Below are 17,900 nucleotides of genomic sequence, written 5' to 3' on the forward strand. Positions count from 1 at the left end.
AAAAGGAAATTATGATGAACAAACTTTTAATACTGATAATCACCTGCGCAGCTGTCTTACACATGGCTTATGGGCAGACCCACAAGCAGGTAGACCTGTGTATTTACGGAGCGACTTCTGCGGGGGTTGCGGCCGCCTATACGGCTTCAAATGCTGGTAAAACCGTACTGCTGATTGATCCAGGAACGAGAGTCGGAGGGCTGAGTTCGGGCGGTCTGGGTCAGACTGATATCGGAAATAAATATGTGGTTACCGGAGTTGCTCTGGACTTCTACCGAAAAGTAGGAAAGTATTACGATGGCTTTGAACAATGGATTTTTGAACCGAAAGTAGCAGAATCCATTTTTAAAAGTTACCTCAGTAAATCCACTACTGAGCAATTGATGGCACACAGACTTCTGGATGTAAAGACTGAGAATCGGTTGATCAAAACAATTTCAGTCACGCCAAGTGAGAGCCAGGGTAAGGATAAGATCATCATCAGCGCAAAGATGTTTATGGACTGTACTTATGAAGGAGATCTTATGGCCAAGGCTGGAGTTTCCTACCACGTGGGCAGAGAATCAAACGCGACATACGGCGAGACCATCAATGGTGTGCAGGTGTTGGACGGTCATCAGTTCCCCGATGGTGTAGATCCTTATAAAGTTAAAGGAGACCCAACAAGTGGTCTTTTATGGGGGATTAACGATCAGCCAGTACAGGCCAATGGCACTGGGGATAGCAAGGTACAGGCCTATAATTATAGGATTGCCCTCACCAATGTTCCGGAAAACAGGATAGCCATTACAGAACCTGATAATTATGATCCTGCTAAATATGAACTCTTAAAAAGACAAAAAGAGATTCAGCCATGGAAAAGTATTCAAGATGTATTCATCTGGAGCAGAATGCCAAATGGGAAGACAGATATCAACAATAGAAATGGATTTTCAACCGATATGATTGGTATGAATTGGGAGTATCCCGAAGCCGATTATTTTAAAAGAAAAGAGATCATCAAGGCTCATCAAGAATATACTAAAGGTTTACTCTATTTTGTGGCCACTGACCCTTCGGTACCTGCACAGATCCGGCAAGAATTCAAAAGCTGGGGGTATCCTAAAGATGAGTATACAGAGAATGGACATTGGTCGCCCCAACTGTATATTCGTGAAGCGCGCAGGATGATTAGTGATCTCGTTATGACTCAACACCATTGTCAGGGACGTGAGATAGTAAGTGATGGCGTTGGTTTTGCGGCTTATACCATGGACTCTCACAATTGCGATCGCGTGGTCATCAACGGGATGGTCAAAAATGAGGGAAATGTTGAAGTTGGCGGCTTTTCGCCTTTCCCCATCTCTTACAGGTCTATTGTACCTAAAAAAGAGGAGATCAACAATCTCCTTGTGCCTGTTTGCCTATCGGCAAGCCATATTGCTTTTGGTTCAATCCGAATGGAACCCGTATTTATGGTTTTGGGACAATCGGCAGCAGTTGCCGCATGTCAGGCCATTGATAAAAATCTGATTGTACAGGATGTGGATATCAACCAGGTCCGCCAGGTATTGAAGGAAAACCCAAAGGCAGATGGTCGCCAAGCTGATTACATTATTCAAGTAGAGAATTCAGACCAAGTGAAGTTGCAGGGCAATTGGACGAAGTCTCCAAAAAAAGGATACGGAATGAGTTATCAGCAGACACAAAATGATCCTTCGGCTTCTGCCCGTTTTTCACCAGCAAAAGATTTTAAAGCTGGCACATATAAATTGTACAGTTATTTTCCAAAAACGCCTGAAAGTGCACCTTCTGGTAAGTTCACGATCTTTACAGGGAATAAATCGATTGAGAAAATTGTAAATTTTAAGGAAGTAACTATTCAAGGACAGACCACCAGCACATGGGTAGAGGTGGGTGAGTATACCTTTGAGAATGGAAGCAAAGATCCATATGTGGAGCTCAGTTCCAATGCACAGGGAGTATTGGCCGCTAATGCACTGATTTGGGTGCCAATTTCTGATCAAAAATAACAGCGATGGAATAATATTGTACTTGCTAGATTGACACGCCCTAGAGATGGATACACCTCTTATATCTTTGGATTACCTATGCATTTTGTTTTGTTTGCCAGAACAAAATGCGGGTTATCTTGAATTAAAATAATTGCATTTTTACTCTTGTTATGCTTTCAATTTATACGATTGCTACGTTGACTCTTAACTTCTTTCAATCGGGCTGAGAGTTTCTTTACGAGTTTAAGACTGTACTTCCTTCAGCATTTATTTTTTGTTCTACTCGAATGATGTACGTAACGATTAATCTATCTTTTAATTCAACGTCTGGTACCAATAGAAAAATGCTGCTTTATCTCTCGACTTTTTGAGCTTGTTGAGGTAGTTGAGCTCTCCGGAGATTTCAAGTTTACTAATATCCTGATCGTTAAATTTCTCTATGCTCGAATAGTCTTTACTTTTTAACCGTTTGGCCAAGTACGCTGCTTTTCCTGCTGCAAGTATGGTGTCCTCGATCTTGAAATTTTCGGCTATCAAAAATCCTTCAAACCTTCTGATACCAGTAGTCAGTTCATGGAACCTGGACTTATCCGGCTCGTTCGTGTTTTTGGTTCGTTTGACAATCAATAGTGATGTAGCTAAAATATCATCCAATACGTCCGGCAGATCAATGGAAAGGTTTCGATACTTAATTTCCTTTTTACAAATCCTTTCAAAGCTCAATGCAACATTTTCCATCTTTTCAACTTCTTCAAATAAACAGCCAATATCAAAAAGCTGTTTAATAATTTCCTGTTCTTTATTCTTACCATAAAGAATACCAACCGTATTGGGGGCAAAAGCGGTGAGTTTATCTCCTAAGATAGATTCAATGGAAGGAATTTGAACTTCCAAAATTTCTTCCGAATCAATCCATTCCGATTCAATGGGAACTGTTAAAATTTTAGGGTAATCGGTTTTTTCAAAAAGAATATCCAGAAGTACAAAATGGGCATTTTGGTTTAATTGTGATTCGTAATCGAATTCATAGTGGGCTTTTGGAACACCTTCTTGGTAACTTCTTTTATCTTGTAGAGTCCAACTCTTAAAGTGCGAATGCTCGACTACTTTGTCCAATATCGCTTCTATTTCTTCCCGACTTTGTGTAGTAAGAATATCAATATCCACTGAGAACCGTCTGGATTTTGAAAGTAATAAGAGCAAACTTGTCCCGCCTTTAAAGGTAAATTCCAAACCATGGGCTTTGAGTTGTTGTAACAAAGAAATCGCTTGGATCATCTTCTCCAATATTGGTGGGTTGATGCGTTTCAAATGCTTTTGTTGCTTGAATTGGTCAATCCAGTTTTTGGTAAAACATTTTGCTTTTATCATTTTAAAATATCTTTTAACACATCCCCGAAATGTTCACCCATAAAGACTTTAAGCTGATTTTCTTTTTTTCGTCTCTTGGCATAGTTCAACAGCTTACTAAAGTTGATATGGTATCTTTTTAGGGCATTTTCAAACAAGATTACCATTTCATTGCCCTGAATAGCATAAAAAGTTACCGGATCGCTAAATACATCCACCAATATTTTTTCAAGGCTGGGTAAATTAATTTTCTTTTTTGACTTTTCCTTTATCGATACTTTTTGCTTTGGAGAACGACTGATCAGCCGTTTGATAATTATAGTGCTTCCACTTTCAATGTAGCGTTCCATAATTTCCTCTTTGGGTTCTAGATACACTTTAAACTGGCTGGATTCTGAATATGCATTAAACACTTCTTCCATAAAATCCTGCTCTATCTCTAGGATATAAAAAAAAGTACCTAATTGGTGTCGGGTAAAATCATTCAGCCATTCTGTGGTCCACAGACAATAGTCCACTTGGTCAAACTCTTTGGCTACTATCTTGGAAAGCTTTGCCAACTTATCGGATACCACAGGAACATACTTGTCACGATCGGAAATACAATACACCCCACGCTTTACCTGCTTGATGATGGTCTTGTTGAGCAAATCGTGAATACGCCATGAAAAAGCAGATTCGCTCATTCCAGAATCAAACTGGCGAAAAAAATTGAATAACTCATCTCGTTCGAAATGAGTCCTATCCTCAAATGTTTCTATCAGTTGTTCCTCTAAGAATTTTACCATATTCTATATTTTGCCACTAAAGCAAATATAGTGGTTATTTTCTAGAAAACTATAATTTACCACCATTTTATGATAAGTGGTAAATTATAGATATAGTATATTACCAAAGTAATTCAAATGAGGTTAAATTTAACAGTCACGTATTGCCCGTTTTTCACCAGCAAAAGATTTCAAAGCTGGCACATATAAATTGTACAGTTATTTTCCAAAAACGCCCGAAAGTGCTCCTTCTGGTAAGTTCACGATCTTTACAGGGAATAAATCGATTGAGAAAATTGTAAACTTTAAGGAAGTAACTATTCAAGGACAGACCACCAGCAGATGGGTAGAGGTGGGTGAGTATACTTTTGAGAAAGGAAGCAAGGATCCATATGTGGAGATCAGTTCCAATAGCCAAGGAGTGTTGGCCGCCAATGCACTGATCTGGGTACCAATTTCTGATCAAAAATAACAGCCATGAACAATATAGTGCATTAACTTGTTTTTTTATTCTATTTATATCAGGTGGCATACAAGCCACCTGATATAAATAACTTTATCTGGTTTTAGTTGATTTTCTTTAAATAGATTTTTTTAGTTTTCCATTTAGTTCCAAAAAACACAAATTTTCTATTGTTAGTATATACTTTTGATTTTCTAACTAATCTCCCATTATCAATTCTGTATCCAAATAGTTTGTCACCTTTCATTTTATATTTTAAATGGTATTCAATCCCATTTTCAGTACATAGTTGATACGGGTGATAATTACCAGTTAATAATTCTGCAACACTTATCGAGTCATTTTTAGATTCAATTTCATATTGGTTTGTTTTGAACCTCAAATATATAAAATCATCGATTTTCTTAAAGTTTCCACTTAATTCTGTATGTTGTAAATCGCCGGAAAATTCATAATTAAAGATATTTTTTTTGAGGAAAGTTATTTTGGTAATGAAGAATTCAAGTTCGGCTCTATTTGATTTATAGGTGCCAATAATTTCTTTCTCCGAGCGACATGAAACTAAAAATAGTAGAAAAAATAATATAGATTTTAATGCTTTCATTTTGGTCGATAAGTGATATAATTATCTGATGGTTCAATTCAGTATGAAAATCTACTTGTACTTAAAAATTCCCATAAGAGGTTTCAAATATTTTCTCAACCTTTTTTTTGCTTTGTCTGTATAAAGCATATAGAAAATAATATATCCTTGATCATTTTTTTGAATGGTCTGTGCATGAAGATTTGAATATTTATCTAAATACCAATCTGGCCTTTTTAATGTTATATTTACGTAGAATGCAGTATCCGCATTAAACTTGTCTTTAGCTTCTCTATCGGAATAAAAATGAGTAATGTCACTCCTCGTCTTTTTTGTGGCATTAGGATAAAAGATTCTAAATAATCTCTTGCGTTCAATAATGTGTCCGTTATTAACTCTTATAGGTGTATTTGGAAACATTTCCCTTACTTCATCCTCAAATTCTTGCGTAACCTTTGGGTGGGCTGCTAGAAAAATAATGCACTCTCCGTCGTCTGATAAAAGGTTGTTTGGTGCGCATGTTATGAGATTACTAAGTGTATAATTCTTTTCAAAACACTCTATTTGATTACTTTCAGAAAATCCTTTTGGCGTAGAATACGTTAAATTCATTTCATCCAAGTTTTTTAAAGCAAAATCGCTAAAAAAAACAGAGCTGTCTTGAGCGCAAGCGACACTTGCAGATAGAAAAGCAATTACAATAAAAAAAAGTTCTCTCATTTCAATCAATTAACTTCCACTACCAGAAGAATCCTACATTTAGGTACCTTATAAAAATTAATCGCTCCAATCATTGTGTCCTTAAAAGTAATTGTCTCGGAACAGAGCGAGACCCATTTCCCCCCAAAATTTTTTATATTTTGTTTGCGGAAAAAGGGAATACATCTTCAATTTCCTTAAACTTTAGAAGTGTTTATAATTGTTTCGTAAACTTAAGATATTATTTCAAATAAAAAGGCAATTATGACCGTTTCGGCTGTAAATCCAATAGATAGACTTGAAAGGGAGGTCGGAATGAGAAATCATCCATCTCGATAACTTAATATTTCCCTAACATTAAACCCTTAGCTTTGCAAAGTGTTAAAGAAAACCGATTTATCGGAACAAGAACTTTTGCGCCGACTTTCTAAGGACGATACCGTTGCATTCAATTGCCTGTTCCTGACCTATTACAATGGGTTGCTTCGTTATGCTAAGAGCCTCATGCCTTATCCCAGTGATGCGGCGGAAGATATTGTGTGCAGTATATTCGGACATTTATGGGAGCACCGCATGCGACTTAATATTTCCAGTTCCATCCCAGCTTATCTCTATACTTCGGTAAAAAACAAAATTCTGAAAGAAATCAATAGAGAGAAGCTCTACGAACGAACAACAGATCGTATAGGGCATATCGATATTGCCGATAGTACCCATCACGAACCGGATAATATTTTACAGTATAAACAACTGGATGAACGCATCAAAAGGCTGATCAGTAAACTGCCTGCGCGTACAAAAATGGTGTTCCTGATGAACAGGAACGACAAGCTAACCTATGAAGAAATAGCCCAATTATTGGAGATCTCCATCCATTCGGTAAAAACACATATGTACCGTGCTTTATTGTTTCTAAAAAACAGTGTTTATAATAAATAAAGGTTTACTTAACCTTTTGTTTACAAAACAGTCTCCTGTGTTACCTTTATGTTAATCTTTATTTTTCTTGTAAGGAGTTAAGGCCACCTGTGGCTCTTCGTATATATAGCCAGGAATGGCATAGCTATTATATTATGGACGAACAGGAAATATACTTACTCATTACCCGTTACCTTGCACAGCAATCCTCACTGGATGAAAATGAAAAACTCGCCGACTGGATTGCGCTCTCTAAAGATAATGAAATCGAGTTTGAACAAATAAAAACGATATGGCTGGCCCGAGCGGATGAAGATGAAGAAGTGTCTGCGCTGAAGGCGCTCGATAAAACCAAGGAAAAATATAACATTTCGCAAGCGCCAATCTCTCCAGTAAAAGAAGTCAAACAGAGCAAGCGGTGGTACTATTGGGGAGCATCGGCGGCTGCGGTCCTTTTATGTGTACTCTTTCTTTATAGATATCAATCCGATATTCAAACACGTGAAATTGTTTATGTCGAAAAAACAACCTTGCCCAAACAGAAACTCAAACTGATCCTCTCGGACAGTTCAGTAGTTTATCTGGCACCGCAAAGCAAATTGCGCTACCCCGCCAAATTTGATGGAGACAGTCGGCAGGTAATTTTGGAGGGGGAAGCCTTTTTTGAAGTGAAACGCGATACTACGCGCCCATTCCTTGTTACTAGCGATCTGTTGACGACCAAAGTCTTGGGAACATCGTTCAATATCAATGCATTTCCCAGCAGTCCAGACATTCGCATTTCCCTTCACAGTGGAAAGGTGGAAGTGTACAAGGAGGGTGAACCAGGACAAACCTATGCGCTCCATCCAGGACAGCAACTTCTATATAATCGAAACCATGGAGAGATATACCGCGAAGATTTTGATGAATTGGTTGTTAATGGTTGGATGACCAATAAATTGGTCTTCAGAAATACGAAAATGGCGGAGGCTATCCGGAGAATCGAAATTCTGTATGGTGTTAAAATAATATTCACGGATAAAAATATGGCCGATCGACAGCTGTGGGCAAGCTTCGATAATGAATCTCTAAATAATGTGCTCAATTACCTGAAAATGGCAGGTGATGTAAATTTTAGAAGGGAAGGAGATGTGATATACCTAACCAGTAAATAAAGCAATGTAAATAGACCAAACCAATTACATGTGGGAAATTTGCCAGGCAAATACCCCTGCAAAAAAACCGGCATCTGATCCATGCCGGCTTAACAACGTCATTCAAATCGGTAAAACTTAAAAAACGTATTCGATAAAAATATGGAAAAAAACAATGTGGCAGTACATTTCTGTCCAAAAAAAGTAAAAACAACCTATGAATTTTTCTTCTTTATGAAGCTTGTAACCATCGTATTTTTCCTTAACACACTCTTTATGACGGTACTCTCGGCAGCAGGGTATGCACAAAATCTTAAAGATGTACCATATGCCGCAAGGACCGGACAAATGACTCTAGCAATGCTTTTTCAGGATATAGAAAAGCAGACAGGTTATTCTTTTCTGTTGATGGACCAGCAAGCTAATATCCTGTTAAATCAACAAGCTTCTATACATAAAGGCGCAAATAATCTGGCTGCTGTCTTGAGTCAAGTGGAACAAAAAAATCAACTTCAATTTACAGTAAAAGCTAAAAAGATCATTGTCAAACGTAAATCAGGGACCAGATCAGTAGCAATGAGCCAGCAGTCTGGCCGTATCAATGGTAAAGTAGTGGACGACCGAGGTGAGTCATTGGCCGGTGCTAATGTCAAAATTTCACCAATCAATCGAACGATACAGAGTAGCGTGGACGGAAGTTATAACGTAAGCCTTGCACCAGGATCTTATGCCATGGAGGTGAGCTATATTTCGTTTCAAACCAAACGCATTACACAGATAGAAGTTAAGGCTGGCCAAACGACAAAACTGAACATCGTACTGAACCTGGCTTCCAACAAACTCAATCAGGTGACCGTTACCGGTAGCTTCAAAAAGGAAAGTGTCGCAGGATTGTATGCCACACAAAAGAATGCTGCTTCTGTTACCGATGGTATATCGGCTGAACAGATTGCCAGAACCCCCGACAACGATATCGGACAGGTATTGAAACGTGTTACGGGCTTGACAACCGTGAATAACCGGAATGTGATTGTGCGAGGAATGTCTGATCGCTATAATCAGGCAATGCTAGACGGTGTTGTGATTCCAAGTACCTCACAAAACAGGCGCGATTTTTCTTTCGATATTATTCCTACAGAGATGGTCAGCTCAATTGTGGTCAATAAAACGGCAACGCCAGATGTATCAGCTGAGTTTTCAGGGGGGCAGGTGTCGGTAAATACGATAAATATCCCCGAACAGAATTTTACCAGTATTCAATTAGGGACTGGTGGAAATTCACAAACGACTGGCAAAGAATTCTTTCGTCTAGGCGAGCGTCATACGAGTGAGTATCTTGGGTTTTTTGATAAATCAGCAAAAATACCCGAAGGTACGAAAACTTGGGGATGGAATAACCGAGCCTCACTATTAGATGCGCCTCCGGGCTATATCCTGACCGATCCGGAATTAAATGCATTCCCGCTCAATCCAACAGAGTTTGGAGATGCCGTGAAATACAATGACCTAGATGCCATCGCTCAGTCAAAAAGGTTGAATAGCGATGCTATGCGTCCATACAAGTACAGAGCTTCCCCTAACCAAAACATGCGTTTCTCGCTCGGTCGGGTATATGATTTGAAAAGCGGAAGCCGTTTCGGATTTGTGACCTCTGCAAATTTCAGGAATGAGCAAAATATAGTTTCCTTTAACAATGTAAGACGCTCACCTATGGGTAACTATATAGATAGTGTAGGGCTTGGCGATAACGGTGCAGGTAGATCATTTCGTTTTAACAGTAGCGGTGGGTTAGTTGCTAATATGGGATTGCAAGGACAACATTTTAAGTTGGCATTCAAGAATATGTATGCGCGTACCTATAGCGATAACTACAATGAATCTATTCAAACTCCTCGAGAGGAATCTATTCCGACACCTACCAAACTTATCTATCAACTACCCGAGGCCATGTCTTTGCAACAACATCAGTTGACTGGCGAATATCAATTGCCCTGGAAGATAAAGGGCGAGGGTATGTTTACGATTAATAAGATCAATCAACAGATTCTCGATGAGCGAAAGCTTTCTTACCGACTGACCGCAATAATTGCCGATCAGCCTTATTTTCAGACTCCAGGTTTAATGACCCATTCTGCAGCATCAACAGGAGGCACCTTCAAAGACTGGCGAATGTGGACCCGTATCAATGAAACGGATTACAATTGGAGTGCCGCATTTTCTCGCAAATTTGGAGATGAAAAACCGGTGTCAACCTTGCTCAAGTTCGGATATCAGGCTTGGACAAAAAGTAGGTCGCTGGATGTAAATAAGATGGTTCCCTGGACAAGATCCTGGATTGAGGGAACAACGAATCAGAAAGCCCCAGAGAACGAGATCCCGTATGACCTATTGTTATCGACTGAAAATATTGGAAATGGTGATGGTCAGGCTTACTATTATGCAGATGCCCTTGGGGGAAGATACTATGATGGAGAGATGAGTTCGCATGCTCTCTTCCTGATGGCCGATCAGAAACTGTGGAGTAATCTTCGATTGGTATACGGTGTTCGTGCCGAATATTTTGATTTAAATTCGAAACAGGAAGAGCTTTATAGACGATCTTATCAGGACGAACCAGATCCCGATGATGTGCAAAGACATCGATTCGGTGTGAAAGAAAATAACTGGAGGTTCCTTCCTTCGATCAATGCGACCTATAGCGTTACTCCCGAGTTTAACATCCGCGGAAGTTACTCAAGAACAATAATACGTCCCGATTTTAGAGAAGTTGGCATGTTTGCGATGTATGATTTTGAAATAGACGGTCATGTTTACGGAGAACATGTTGAGTCTACTTTAATCGACAATGTAGATGTACGATTGGAATGGTATCCTTCCCCTGGCGAAATCATTTCCTTGACAGGATATCATAAAAAATTGGACAAACCTATCGAATTGGTTCATTCGGGAAACGGTTCGAACCAATATACCTTTGCCAATATGGAGAATGCAGAAAATCTGGGAATGGAGCTGGAAATCCGAAAGAATTTTAGCTTTTTATCCGATAAGGATTGGGCTAAAGATCTGTTCATATCCGCAAACGGGACGCTGCTCAAATCCACGGTCAATGTGTTAAGTGCCTGGGAATGGATTAATAATCCGGAAACACAGGTAGCAGAACGCGTCCAGCAGCGATATCCGAATCAAGACAGACCATTGATCGGTCAGTCCCCTTGGTTGTTGAATCTGGGTCTAGGATACTGGGGAGACCGTTTTGGCGCGACAGCAAGCTATAATCACCGAGGTCCCCGAACAAATCTTGCCAATGTCAACATGGCAAGAGTGGAGTATGAATTAGCACCGAAACAATTAGATGCTCAATTTTATGCACGCTTCTTAAAGAAAAAAATGGAGGTTAAATTTAACATGTCCAATCTACTGGACGACTGGACACGTTATTACGTAAATATCAATGATTATGAACAAGATGACACCAACTTAAATGTCCTCAAGGAAGGCAAATCTATCAAATATAATAAAGGAGAAGGGGACAATATAACCTATCGTAAAAAAGAAGGTCAACGGTTCAGCCTGAGTGTCAGCTATAACTTTTAATAATCAATTATTGGATTTGAGATCAAGAAATAAACAGATGAAAGCATATATAAGAAACAGTATAGTTATTACCCTATTGTCGATCGGATTATATTCTTGTCAGAAAGCAGAATATGTAAATTCATTTTCGGAATTTGTCGATGTATATTTTGATGCCGATAAAACCGCACTACGAGACAATGGAAAGGGCGTTTTTATTGCAGCCAGATACAACGGAAAACCGATCGAATGGGATGTGAATGCCAAAAAAATCAGAGTAGTTGCAGGTGAGGGCAAATTTGAATTCTATGATACCCGCGATGGAAAGGTGGTTGCGGAAAAAGTGATCGATGTGAAGCCTGGTTCCAAAGAAACCTATACCTTATTCCAACCTACGATGGAGGCTCCTGTGGTTTTTATCGATACCGATGCACAGGTTGCAGAAAGTCCAGCTCCGGCTGGCCATATCAAACTTAAGCTGGCCAATTATGCCAATGATTTAATTCCATTTGAAAACCTGGACATCAAGGTTTCAATAAGTTATTTTGATGCCGATTTTAATACAATCGTCGAGGAGCTTGGGACGATCAAAGATGTAAAAAACAGCATTGACCAGGCCGAATACTACGTTCTTCCAGATGGTCTGCCGAATCCTTCACCTGAATACGGATATAACTACCAGTTCGAATTTGTTAACGGTAGTACTGGGGAGCCATTACTCAACCATGGTGGAACAGGTTATTCAAATATGGCATTTAGTCCTGAAGGCATAAACCCACTGCCTGTTAAAAATGTCTTTACCTTATACCTCCTTTCCAGGGAAGCTTGGGGAGAAGCACCTCCATTTATCAAAAAAGGAGATACATTTTACGAAATAATCACCAACGTACTGTTTGCAGACTAATTTATAAAATAAAGCCCCTATTATTCGATTTATACGAAAACAGGGGCTTCTTATTCTCAGTTTTATAAATTCTTTTGCGTTTGAAATGAGTCAGTAAAAGCGATGATTAGCGACCAATTGAAATGATCAATCCCGATTTGTAGTTTGTGTTATGATATTGTTGGATACCACATGTGAAATTTAATTGAGGAATTCAGGCAAATGGATTTCTAAGAATTTATTTTCCAATAGAGTAATCATTTTTTCCTTTTCAGCTTGATAGGTATTTTTATTTAAATAAACGTTTTTATAATCATCTTTTCTAAACCCTACTAGGTCTAATTGACAAGCATTACCTTGCCTATTTTCTGTTCCTCCCACAATTTTGCGCCAAAATATAATGTCATCATTAATTGTGGAGTCGTTTAACGTAAAATAGAAATTCACGCTATCACTATCTAATGCCGTCATACCATAATAGATTTTATAATTAGCTAAGGAATCATCAAGAGCGTATTTGTTATCTAGAAGGATTTTATTAAACTCTTTGCTTAATGTTTCTTTCGATGAATTAAATTCAAATCTTTCAATATGGCCATGTGTTCCCCCGCATGAAGAAAAAACAATTAATCCTATACCTATAATTAGTAGATAAGTAAGTTTTGAGATTTTAAGTCCAGTCATTGGTTAATAGTCTAGACGTTTTATTATTTGGGATTCATATTTTAACTTTTGTCTATTAGTAAAGGCTATTGATCAATTTTGTAATCGATTATGTATGGGTTTTGTTATCTGTGTATACTACTACTTCTTATAATGAAATTTTAAAACATTAAATTTTGAGAGCGTGTAATTTTCTTTTCCATTTTCCATATCACTTAATTTTGATCTGTCCATTTTTTGGTATTTTTCGTGAGATATCATCTTGAGTCAATCCTAGATCCAAGGGTTCTTTTCTTAGATTTTCACCGCTGGAATAAAAACTATAACAGCTAAATTCCGTCGCGATTACCGTATAGATGGGGTATGAGTTTTTAACACAGATTATAATGGTACGCAAAGAATGTAGTTAAACAACCATTCTTTATTTTTTAACATGAATTTGACGGCTCATCTTTAACACCTATATACTTTTGCTCCACTCGCTTTGATGCAGTAATTGCCGGATATCCACTTGAAGAAATTTAGCGATATCATTAAGTGTATTCAAAGTAGGTTGTTGTTTGTTGTTAACCCATCTTGAAACTGTCTCTTTCTTTACTTTTAAATGAATGACAAGATCGTTGTTCTTCTTTCCTTTTTCTTCTAAAACTGCCGATATTCTGTTGATTTTATAATTTTTCATAAAATTATCTAAAATATAGTTGACTTTTAAAATCAACTTTCATATATTTGTATATGATTTGGTGAAAAAACAAGTCATATATAGTTTGAGCTGTAGTTAGGCTATGCCTAATTGATTACGAAGAGTCTCCAATTTCTCGATTGATACCCGTGAAGGAGGCGGTAAGGTTAGCTCATTTCCTACGAATATTATATCTTTGTATATAATGTAGGGGTGGGCCTTGCTGTGAAACCGCTTTCGGGTATCACCTAAAGTTTTTGCTTTAGGTCTGACCTAGAGTTTTTAACTCTAGTGAGAGGAGTGGATTGACGCAAGGTTTCATCCCTTCGTCATAGACTCGTTCAGATAAACCAATATCATTATGAGAACGAAAACATTAGTAATTCCGAAAATCCACACGAAAATTCATAATAATGTATTATGGGTTACTCATTCAATTTTATATAAGAACATTATCCGCTCTCCTGAATAAAGCGTAAAAAAACAGGCAACAAGATATACATCAGTAAGCCCTACTCATTTAGGGTAGTTTGTGATTTTTAAACGAATTACTTTTGTTATATCTTCCTATTGTCTGCAACCAGCCCTCTTTTTATAAAAGATTATTTGTCTTAGGCTAAATTACTAGCGCCATAGGTTTACTACTGTTCATTTTAAATCTAGGTTAATTTTTCTTTATTGACAAGTGATCTATATCAAAAATTCAATTTCTTTAAGTTGGGGCAGGGGCTGGTATTGTCTTTTTATTTTCCGAAATGATTATAGATTAAATCGTTAAAACCAATTATAAGCCAATAATAACCGGTTTACATGTTTCGGAATATTTTCTCACTTAAGAAGCGTGGTTTGTCATTGCGATGGATAATCCTATGCTCCAATGCTTCTCCTAAATTATGATGAATGCGAACACTTTACTTACCCAATTTATACTATCTGTTGAAAGTTCGTTTGCGATCTTTTATACAGATCTATTATCAAAGTAATAATGGGACTAGCTTTTTAACCATGCTTTTCCTTACGATTTGTTTCAGTTTGTTTAGTAATCAGTTAAATGCCCAAGAGCTCCGCGAAAGCGGGGCAACAGGGAAGGAGCTGATTAGAGGGACCATAAAATCTTATACAACTCTTGAACCCATAGTGGGTGCAACTATAAAAATTGGAGCTAAAAAAACCAAATCAAATTCAGATGGAAAATTTTCACTTAAGGGACCCTTTTCTGACGCTCTGGTTTCCTTTGGTCATGTGGGGTACCGAGACACGGTACTGTCTATCTCATCTATATCAAGAGACATTGAGGTCTTGTTAGTCCCAATCTCGAATCAAATTGAAGAGGTTCAAGTGGTCAGCACAGGTTATCAGCAGATTTCCAAAGAAAGGGCTACGGGGAGTTTTGCTCATATTGATAAAAAAACGCTACAGCGGAACCCATCTATGAGCTTATTATCCAGACTGAATGGGGTGGCAAATGGCCTACTTTTAGATCAGAATACTGGTAATCCTGATGGAATAAGCGTCAGAGGAAGAAGCACAATATATTCTAATACTCGGCCACTTATTGTTGTAGACAACTTCCCGTTTGAAGGCGATATTGAAAATATCAACCCAAATGATATTGAAAGTGTCACGATTCTAAAAGATGCAACGGCAGCCTCGATCTGGGGTGTTCGATCAGGGAATGGAGTAATTGTTATCACGACTAAAAAAGGAAAGAAGGGCGTTCAGGTTGATTTTAGCTCGAACTTACTTTTTGGAGAAAAACCAGATCTTTTTTACCGGAAGCAGCTGTCTTCAAGTGAATTTATTGACGTAGAGACCTTTCTGTTTGAGCAGGGGTATTTTGATGGAACTATTAATTCAGAATATGAAAACATCTCCCCAGTTGTTAGCCTGCTAGCAAAAGTAAGGTCCGCCGAGATGAGCTCGGAAAATGCGAATAAACAGATTGATGTGCTACGTTCTCAGGATGTTCGAAAGGATTTATGGCATTATTTTTATCGAAATAAACTTCAGCACCAACAAAACCTCAGTATTTCTGCGGGCTCTGACAAGGTTAAAAATGTGTTGTCCTTTGGTTATGACAACTCTCTCAGCGAGAGTGTGAGTCAGAGTAACGATCGATTTAATATTCGAAACAATAATCAGTGGAGCCCCTTAGGTGATCGTCTGCGGATAGATATGGATATCTGGTACGTGAAAAATGCGAACCGTGATGGAAATAGCAATGGATACACGCCGTCATATCCTTACGACCGTCTGGCGGATGGCGAAACAGCTCTTGCCGTTTCTGCCGGAAGTACTTTGCGTCATTCTTATACAGACACTGCCGGAAATGGAATGTTGCTTGATTGGAAATACAGGCCGCTTGATGAAGTACAGAAGGAGTTATCTGAATACGTTGGAGAGAACCAACAAGTAAGGTTCCAGGTAGGCCTTAATTCCAAGCTATATCGATCCTTTAATGTTCAGGCCAGTTATCTATCAAGCAATAACTGGATATCATCATCAACACTTTATGATGAGGAATCTTTCTATGTACGGAACTCAGTTAATCAATTAAGCCAAATCGATCACGAGAATGGGATAGTTCATAGACCTATACCATTAGGTGATATCCTCTCCCAAGATAATACGCGAATGCAATCTCATTACGGCCGGATTCAGATGAATTGGGATGAACAGTTTTTGGACAAGCACCGGATTAGTGGAATGGTAGGTATGGAGTGGAGGCGGGATAAACGTTTATTTAGCGGGAATGGTTATTTGTATGGATATAACCAGGCTCTTGAAACATCTGCCAAAGTGGATACTTACACCCATTATCCAGTATACCATACAGGAAGGAATTCACAGATTAACGAGAATAGATCTCGGGCCCGTTACTTAGATAATAATCGCTCAGTTTATGCCTTGGCTTCCTATAGCTATGATGATAATTTAACGCTGACCGGAAGCTTACGTAAAGATGAATCAAATGTTTTTGGTGTTGCGGCTAATCAAAAGGGAGTTCCATTATGGTCAGTTGGTGCATCCTATGAAATTAGTGAAATCCTAAGAACGAAAATATTTGATCAACTTAAGGTAAGAGGAACTTATGGGTACAGTGGGAATATCGATAAAAATACCACCGCTTTTTTGACCTCCAAATTAAATAGACCAAGTAACCTTTGGGGACATCCAATGGATATCATTTTGAACCCTCCCAACAACACTCTGCGATGGGAACGTATTCGAAACGTAAACTTAGGAATAGATTTTAGTATTGCCGATAGATTACTGGGGGGATCTTTGGAATATTATAATAAAATTGGATTGGATCTCATGGGAAGCAGTCCCGTTGCCCCACAAACAGGAATCAGCGCATTCTATGGCAACGTGGCAAATACCAGGACTAACGGGGTTGATATCCAGTTGTGGGTTTCCTGGTTAAAAAATCGTCCCTTATCAATCCGTACAGATTTGATCTTTAATCACACAAAGGACGAAGTAACGAGCTATTTTGTTGAACCAGGAGTAAACACTGATATTGTAACGAGTACAGGTATCGTACCCATGGAAGATTATCCCATTAACTCAATTTTTTTATACATCTATAAAGGTCTGGATTCCAAAGGGGACCCTTTAGGTTGGTTTGATGGTCAAATAACGGAAGATTACAACAGTATCATCAATAGTTTAGATCGCAGTAGTATTGAGTTTTTAGGATCGAGAGTACCCACAAGCTTTGGCAGTCTAAGGAATACTTTTAGCTATAAAGGATTTGAGTTTTCCTTCAATATCCTTTATAAATTGGGTTATTATTTCAGAAATCCAAATTCATTTAACTCCTTAGGCTTGATTCGTGGATCCTATGCTTTTTCTGATTATCAACAGCGCTGGAAAGATCCGGGAGATGAGTTAATAACTACAGTACCCTCGTTTCAATATCCATCCGTTTTAAATAGAGAAGAATTTTATGGGTATTCTTCCGTATTAGGAATTAAAGGAGATCACATTCGACTGCAGGATGTTAGGTTTTCCTATCAACTCCCGAACTTGGGTAAATATAAAAATGTCTCTATTCAACTTTATAGCTATGTATCTAATTTAGGAATAGTGTGGAAGCATAATGATTTAGATATGGATCCTGCTATTCTAACAGGATACCCAAGTCCTCTGGAAGTGTCCTTTGGTATGCACCTTAATTTTTAAG

At 38.3% G+C, this 17,900-nt stretch carries 13 protein-coding genes; 7 read left to right on the forward strand and 6 right to left on the reverse strand.

All coding sequences use genetic code 11. From position 1 onward, the window contains the following. Window positions 1–11 precede the first annotated feature (11 nt). Window positions 12–2,012, forward strand: coding sequence for an FAD-dependent oxidoreductase (locus AC6CHH_RS12790; RefSeq protein WP_498283454.1), 2,001 nt, complete (start codon window positions 12–14; stop codon window positions 2,010–2,012). 297 nt (window positions 2,013–2,309) lie between these two features. Here AC6CHH_RS12790 and AC6CHH_RS12795 read toward each other — a convergent pair whose 3' ends face one another. Both AC6CHH_RS12795 and AC6CHH_RS12800 read right to left on the reverse strand, forming a co-directional pair. Then, a complete protein-coding gene (locus AC6CHH_RS12795; protein WP_498283456.1) occupies window positions 2,310–3,365 on the reverse strand; it encodes a nucleotidyl transferase AbiEii/AbiGii toxin family protein in 1,056 nt (351 codons plus the stop codon). Continuing rightward, window positions 3,362–4,132: a DUF6577 family protein gene (locus AC6CHH_RS12800; protein ID WP_498283458.1), complete on the reverse strand. Its 771-nt coding sequence runs from the start codon at window positions 4,130–4,132 to the stop codon at window positions 3,362–3,364. The genes AC6CHH_RS12795 and AC6CHH_RS12800 overlap by 4 nt, the downstream gene beginning before the upstream one ends. Before the next feature lie 142 nt (window positions 4,133–4,274). Between AC6CHH_RS12800 and AC6CHH_RS12805 the strand changes: the two genes are divergently transcribed. Beyond that, window positions 4,275–4,583, forward strand: a complete 309-nt coding sequence (locus tag AC6CHH_RS12805; protein WP_498283537.1) for a golvesin C-terminal-like domain-containing protein — start codon at window positions 4,275–4,277, stop codon at window positions 4,581–4,583. 94 nt (window positions 4,584–4,677) lie between these two features. On the opposite strand, the gene AC6CHH_RS12810 is transcribed toward AC6CHH_RS12805, so the two are convergent. Then, window positions 4,678–5,178, reverse strand: a complete 501-nt coding sequence (locus AC6CHH_RS12810) for a hypothetical protein (RefSeq protein WP_498283460.1) — start codon at window positions 5,176–5,178, stop codon at window positions 4,678–4,680. A gap of 51 nt (window positions 5,179–5,229) precedes the next feature. Next, entirely contained in the window at window positions 5,230–5,877 is a 648-nt protein-coding gene (locus AC6CHH_RS12815; RefSeq protein WP_498283462.1) for a hypothetical protein, read from the reverse strand. A 357-nt stretch (window positions 5,878–6,234) separates the two neighbouring features. Here AC6CHH_RS12815 and AC6CHH_RS12820 point away from each other — a divergent pair, with 357 nt between their 5' ends. The 4 genes from AC6CHH_RS12820 (at window position 6,235) to AC6CHH_RS12835 (ending at window position 12,387) form a co-directional block, all read left to right on the forward strand. Then, entirely contained in the window at window positions 6,235–6,795 is a 561-nt protein-coding gene (locus tag AC6CHH_RS12820) for an RNA polymerase sigma-70 factor (RefSeq protein WP_498283464.1), read from the forward strand. A gap of 134 nt (window positions 6,796–6,929) precedes the next feature. After that, complete coding sequence (locus AC6CHH_RS12825) at window positions 6,930–7,931, forward strand: FecR family protein (RefSeq protein ID WP_498283466.1); 1,002 nt, start codon at window positions 6,930–6,932, stop codon at window positions 7,929–7,931. A 141-nt stretch (window positions 7,932–8,072) separates the two neighbouring features. Beyond that, window positions 8,073–11,504, forward strand: coding sequence for a TonB-dependent receptor (locus AC6CHH_RS12830; protein ID WP_498283468.1), 3,432 nt, complete (start codon window positions 8,073–8,075; stop codon window positions 11,502–11,504). 37 nt (window positions 11,505–11,541) lie between these two features. After that, window positions 11,542–12,387, forward strand: coding sequence for a hypothetical protein (locus AC6CHH_RS12835; RefSeq protein WP_498283470.1), 846 nt, complete (start codon window positions 11,542–11,544; stop codon window positions 12,385–12,387). A gap of 180 nt (window positions 12,388–12,567) precedes the next feature. Here AC6CHH_RS12835 and AC6CHH_RS12840 read toward each other — a convergent pair whose 3' ends face one another. Continuing rightward, window positions 12,568–13,050: a hypothetical protein gene (locus AC6CHH_RS12840; RefSeq protein WP_498283472.1), complete on the reverse strand. Its 483-nt coding sequence runs from the start codon at window positions 13,048–13,050 to the stop codon at window positions 12,568–12,570. Between the two features lie 439 nt (window positions 13,051–13,489). Beyond that, complete coding sequence (locus AC6CHH_RS12845) at window positions 13,490–13,711, reverse strand: helix-turn-helix domain-containing protein (RefSeq protein ID WP_498283474.1); 222 nt, start codon at window positions 13,709–13,711, stop codon at window positions 13,490–13,492. Between the two features lie 900 nt (window positions 13,712–14,611). On the opposite strand from AC6CHH_RS12845, the gene AC6CHH_RS12850 reads away from it, so the two are divergent. Beyond that, the gene (locus tag AC6CHH_RS12850; RefSeq protein ID WP_498283476.1) at window positions 14,612–17,899 is read left to right on the forward strand and encodes a SusC/RagA family TonB-linked outer membrane protein; all 3,288 of its coding nucleotides are present in this window, start codon (window positions 14,612–14,614) and stop codon (window positions 17,897–17,899) included. The last annotated feature ends 1 nt before the right edge of the window (window position 17,900 follow it).

This window comes from Sphingobacterium sp. GQ94, from assembly GCF_059758715.1.

What these genes read in the sequence shown, in the direction of transcription:
- AC6CHH_RS12815 (WP_498283462.1), bottom strand. Translation starts at nt 5,877, where the DNA reads ATGAGAGAACTTTTTTTTATTGTAATTGCTTTTCTATCTGCAAGTGTC.
- AC6CHH_RS12850 (WP_498283476.1), top strand. Translation starts at nt 14,612, where the DNA reads ATGCGAACACTTTACTTACCCAATTTATACTATCTGTTGAAAGTTCGT.
- AC6CHH_RS12845 (WP_498283474.1), bottom strand. Translation starts at nt 13,711, where the DNA reads ATGAAAAATTATAAAATCAACAGAATATCGGCAGTTTTAGAAGAAAAA.
- AC6CHH_RS12835 (WP_498283470.1), top strand. Translation starts at nt 11,542, where the DNA reads ATGAAAGCATATATAAGAAACAGTATAGTTATTACCCTATTGTCGATC.
- AC6CHH_RS12830 (WP_498283468.1), top strand. Translation starts at nt 8,073, where the DNA reads ATGGAAAAAAACAATGTGGCAGTACATTTCTGTCCAAAAAAAGTAAAA.
- AC6CHH_RS12825 (WP_498283466.1), top strand. Translation starts at nt 6,930, where the DNA reads ATGGACGAACAGGAAATATACTTACTCATTACCCGTTACCTTGCACAG.
- AC6CHH_RS12795 (WP_498283456.1), bottom strand. Translation starts at nt 3,365, where the DNA reads ATGATAAAAGCAAAATGTTTTACCAAAAACTGGATTGACCAATTCAAG.
- AC6CHH_RS12790 (WP_498283454.1), top strand. Translation starts at nt 12, where the DNA reads ATGATGAACAAACTTTTAATACTGATAATCACCTGCGCAGCTGTCTTA.
- AC6CHH_RS12810 (WP_498283460.1), bottom strand. Translation starts at nt 5,178, where the DNA reads ATGAAAGCATTAAAATCTATATTATTTTTTCTACTATTTTTAGTTTCA.
- AC6CHH_RS12800 (WP_498283458.1), bottom strand. Translation starts at nt 4,132, where the DNA reads ATGGTAAAATTCTTAGAGGAACAACTGATAGAAACATTTGAGGATAGG.
- AC6CHH_RS12840 (WP_498283472.1), bottom strand. Translation starts at nt 13,050, where the DNA reads ATGACTGGACTTAAAATCTCAAAACTTACTTATCTACTAATTATAGGT.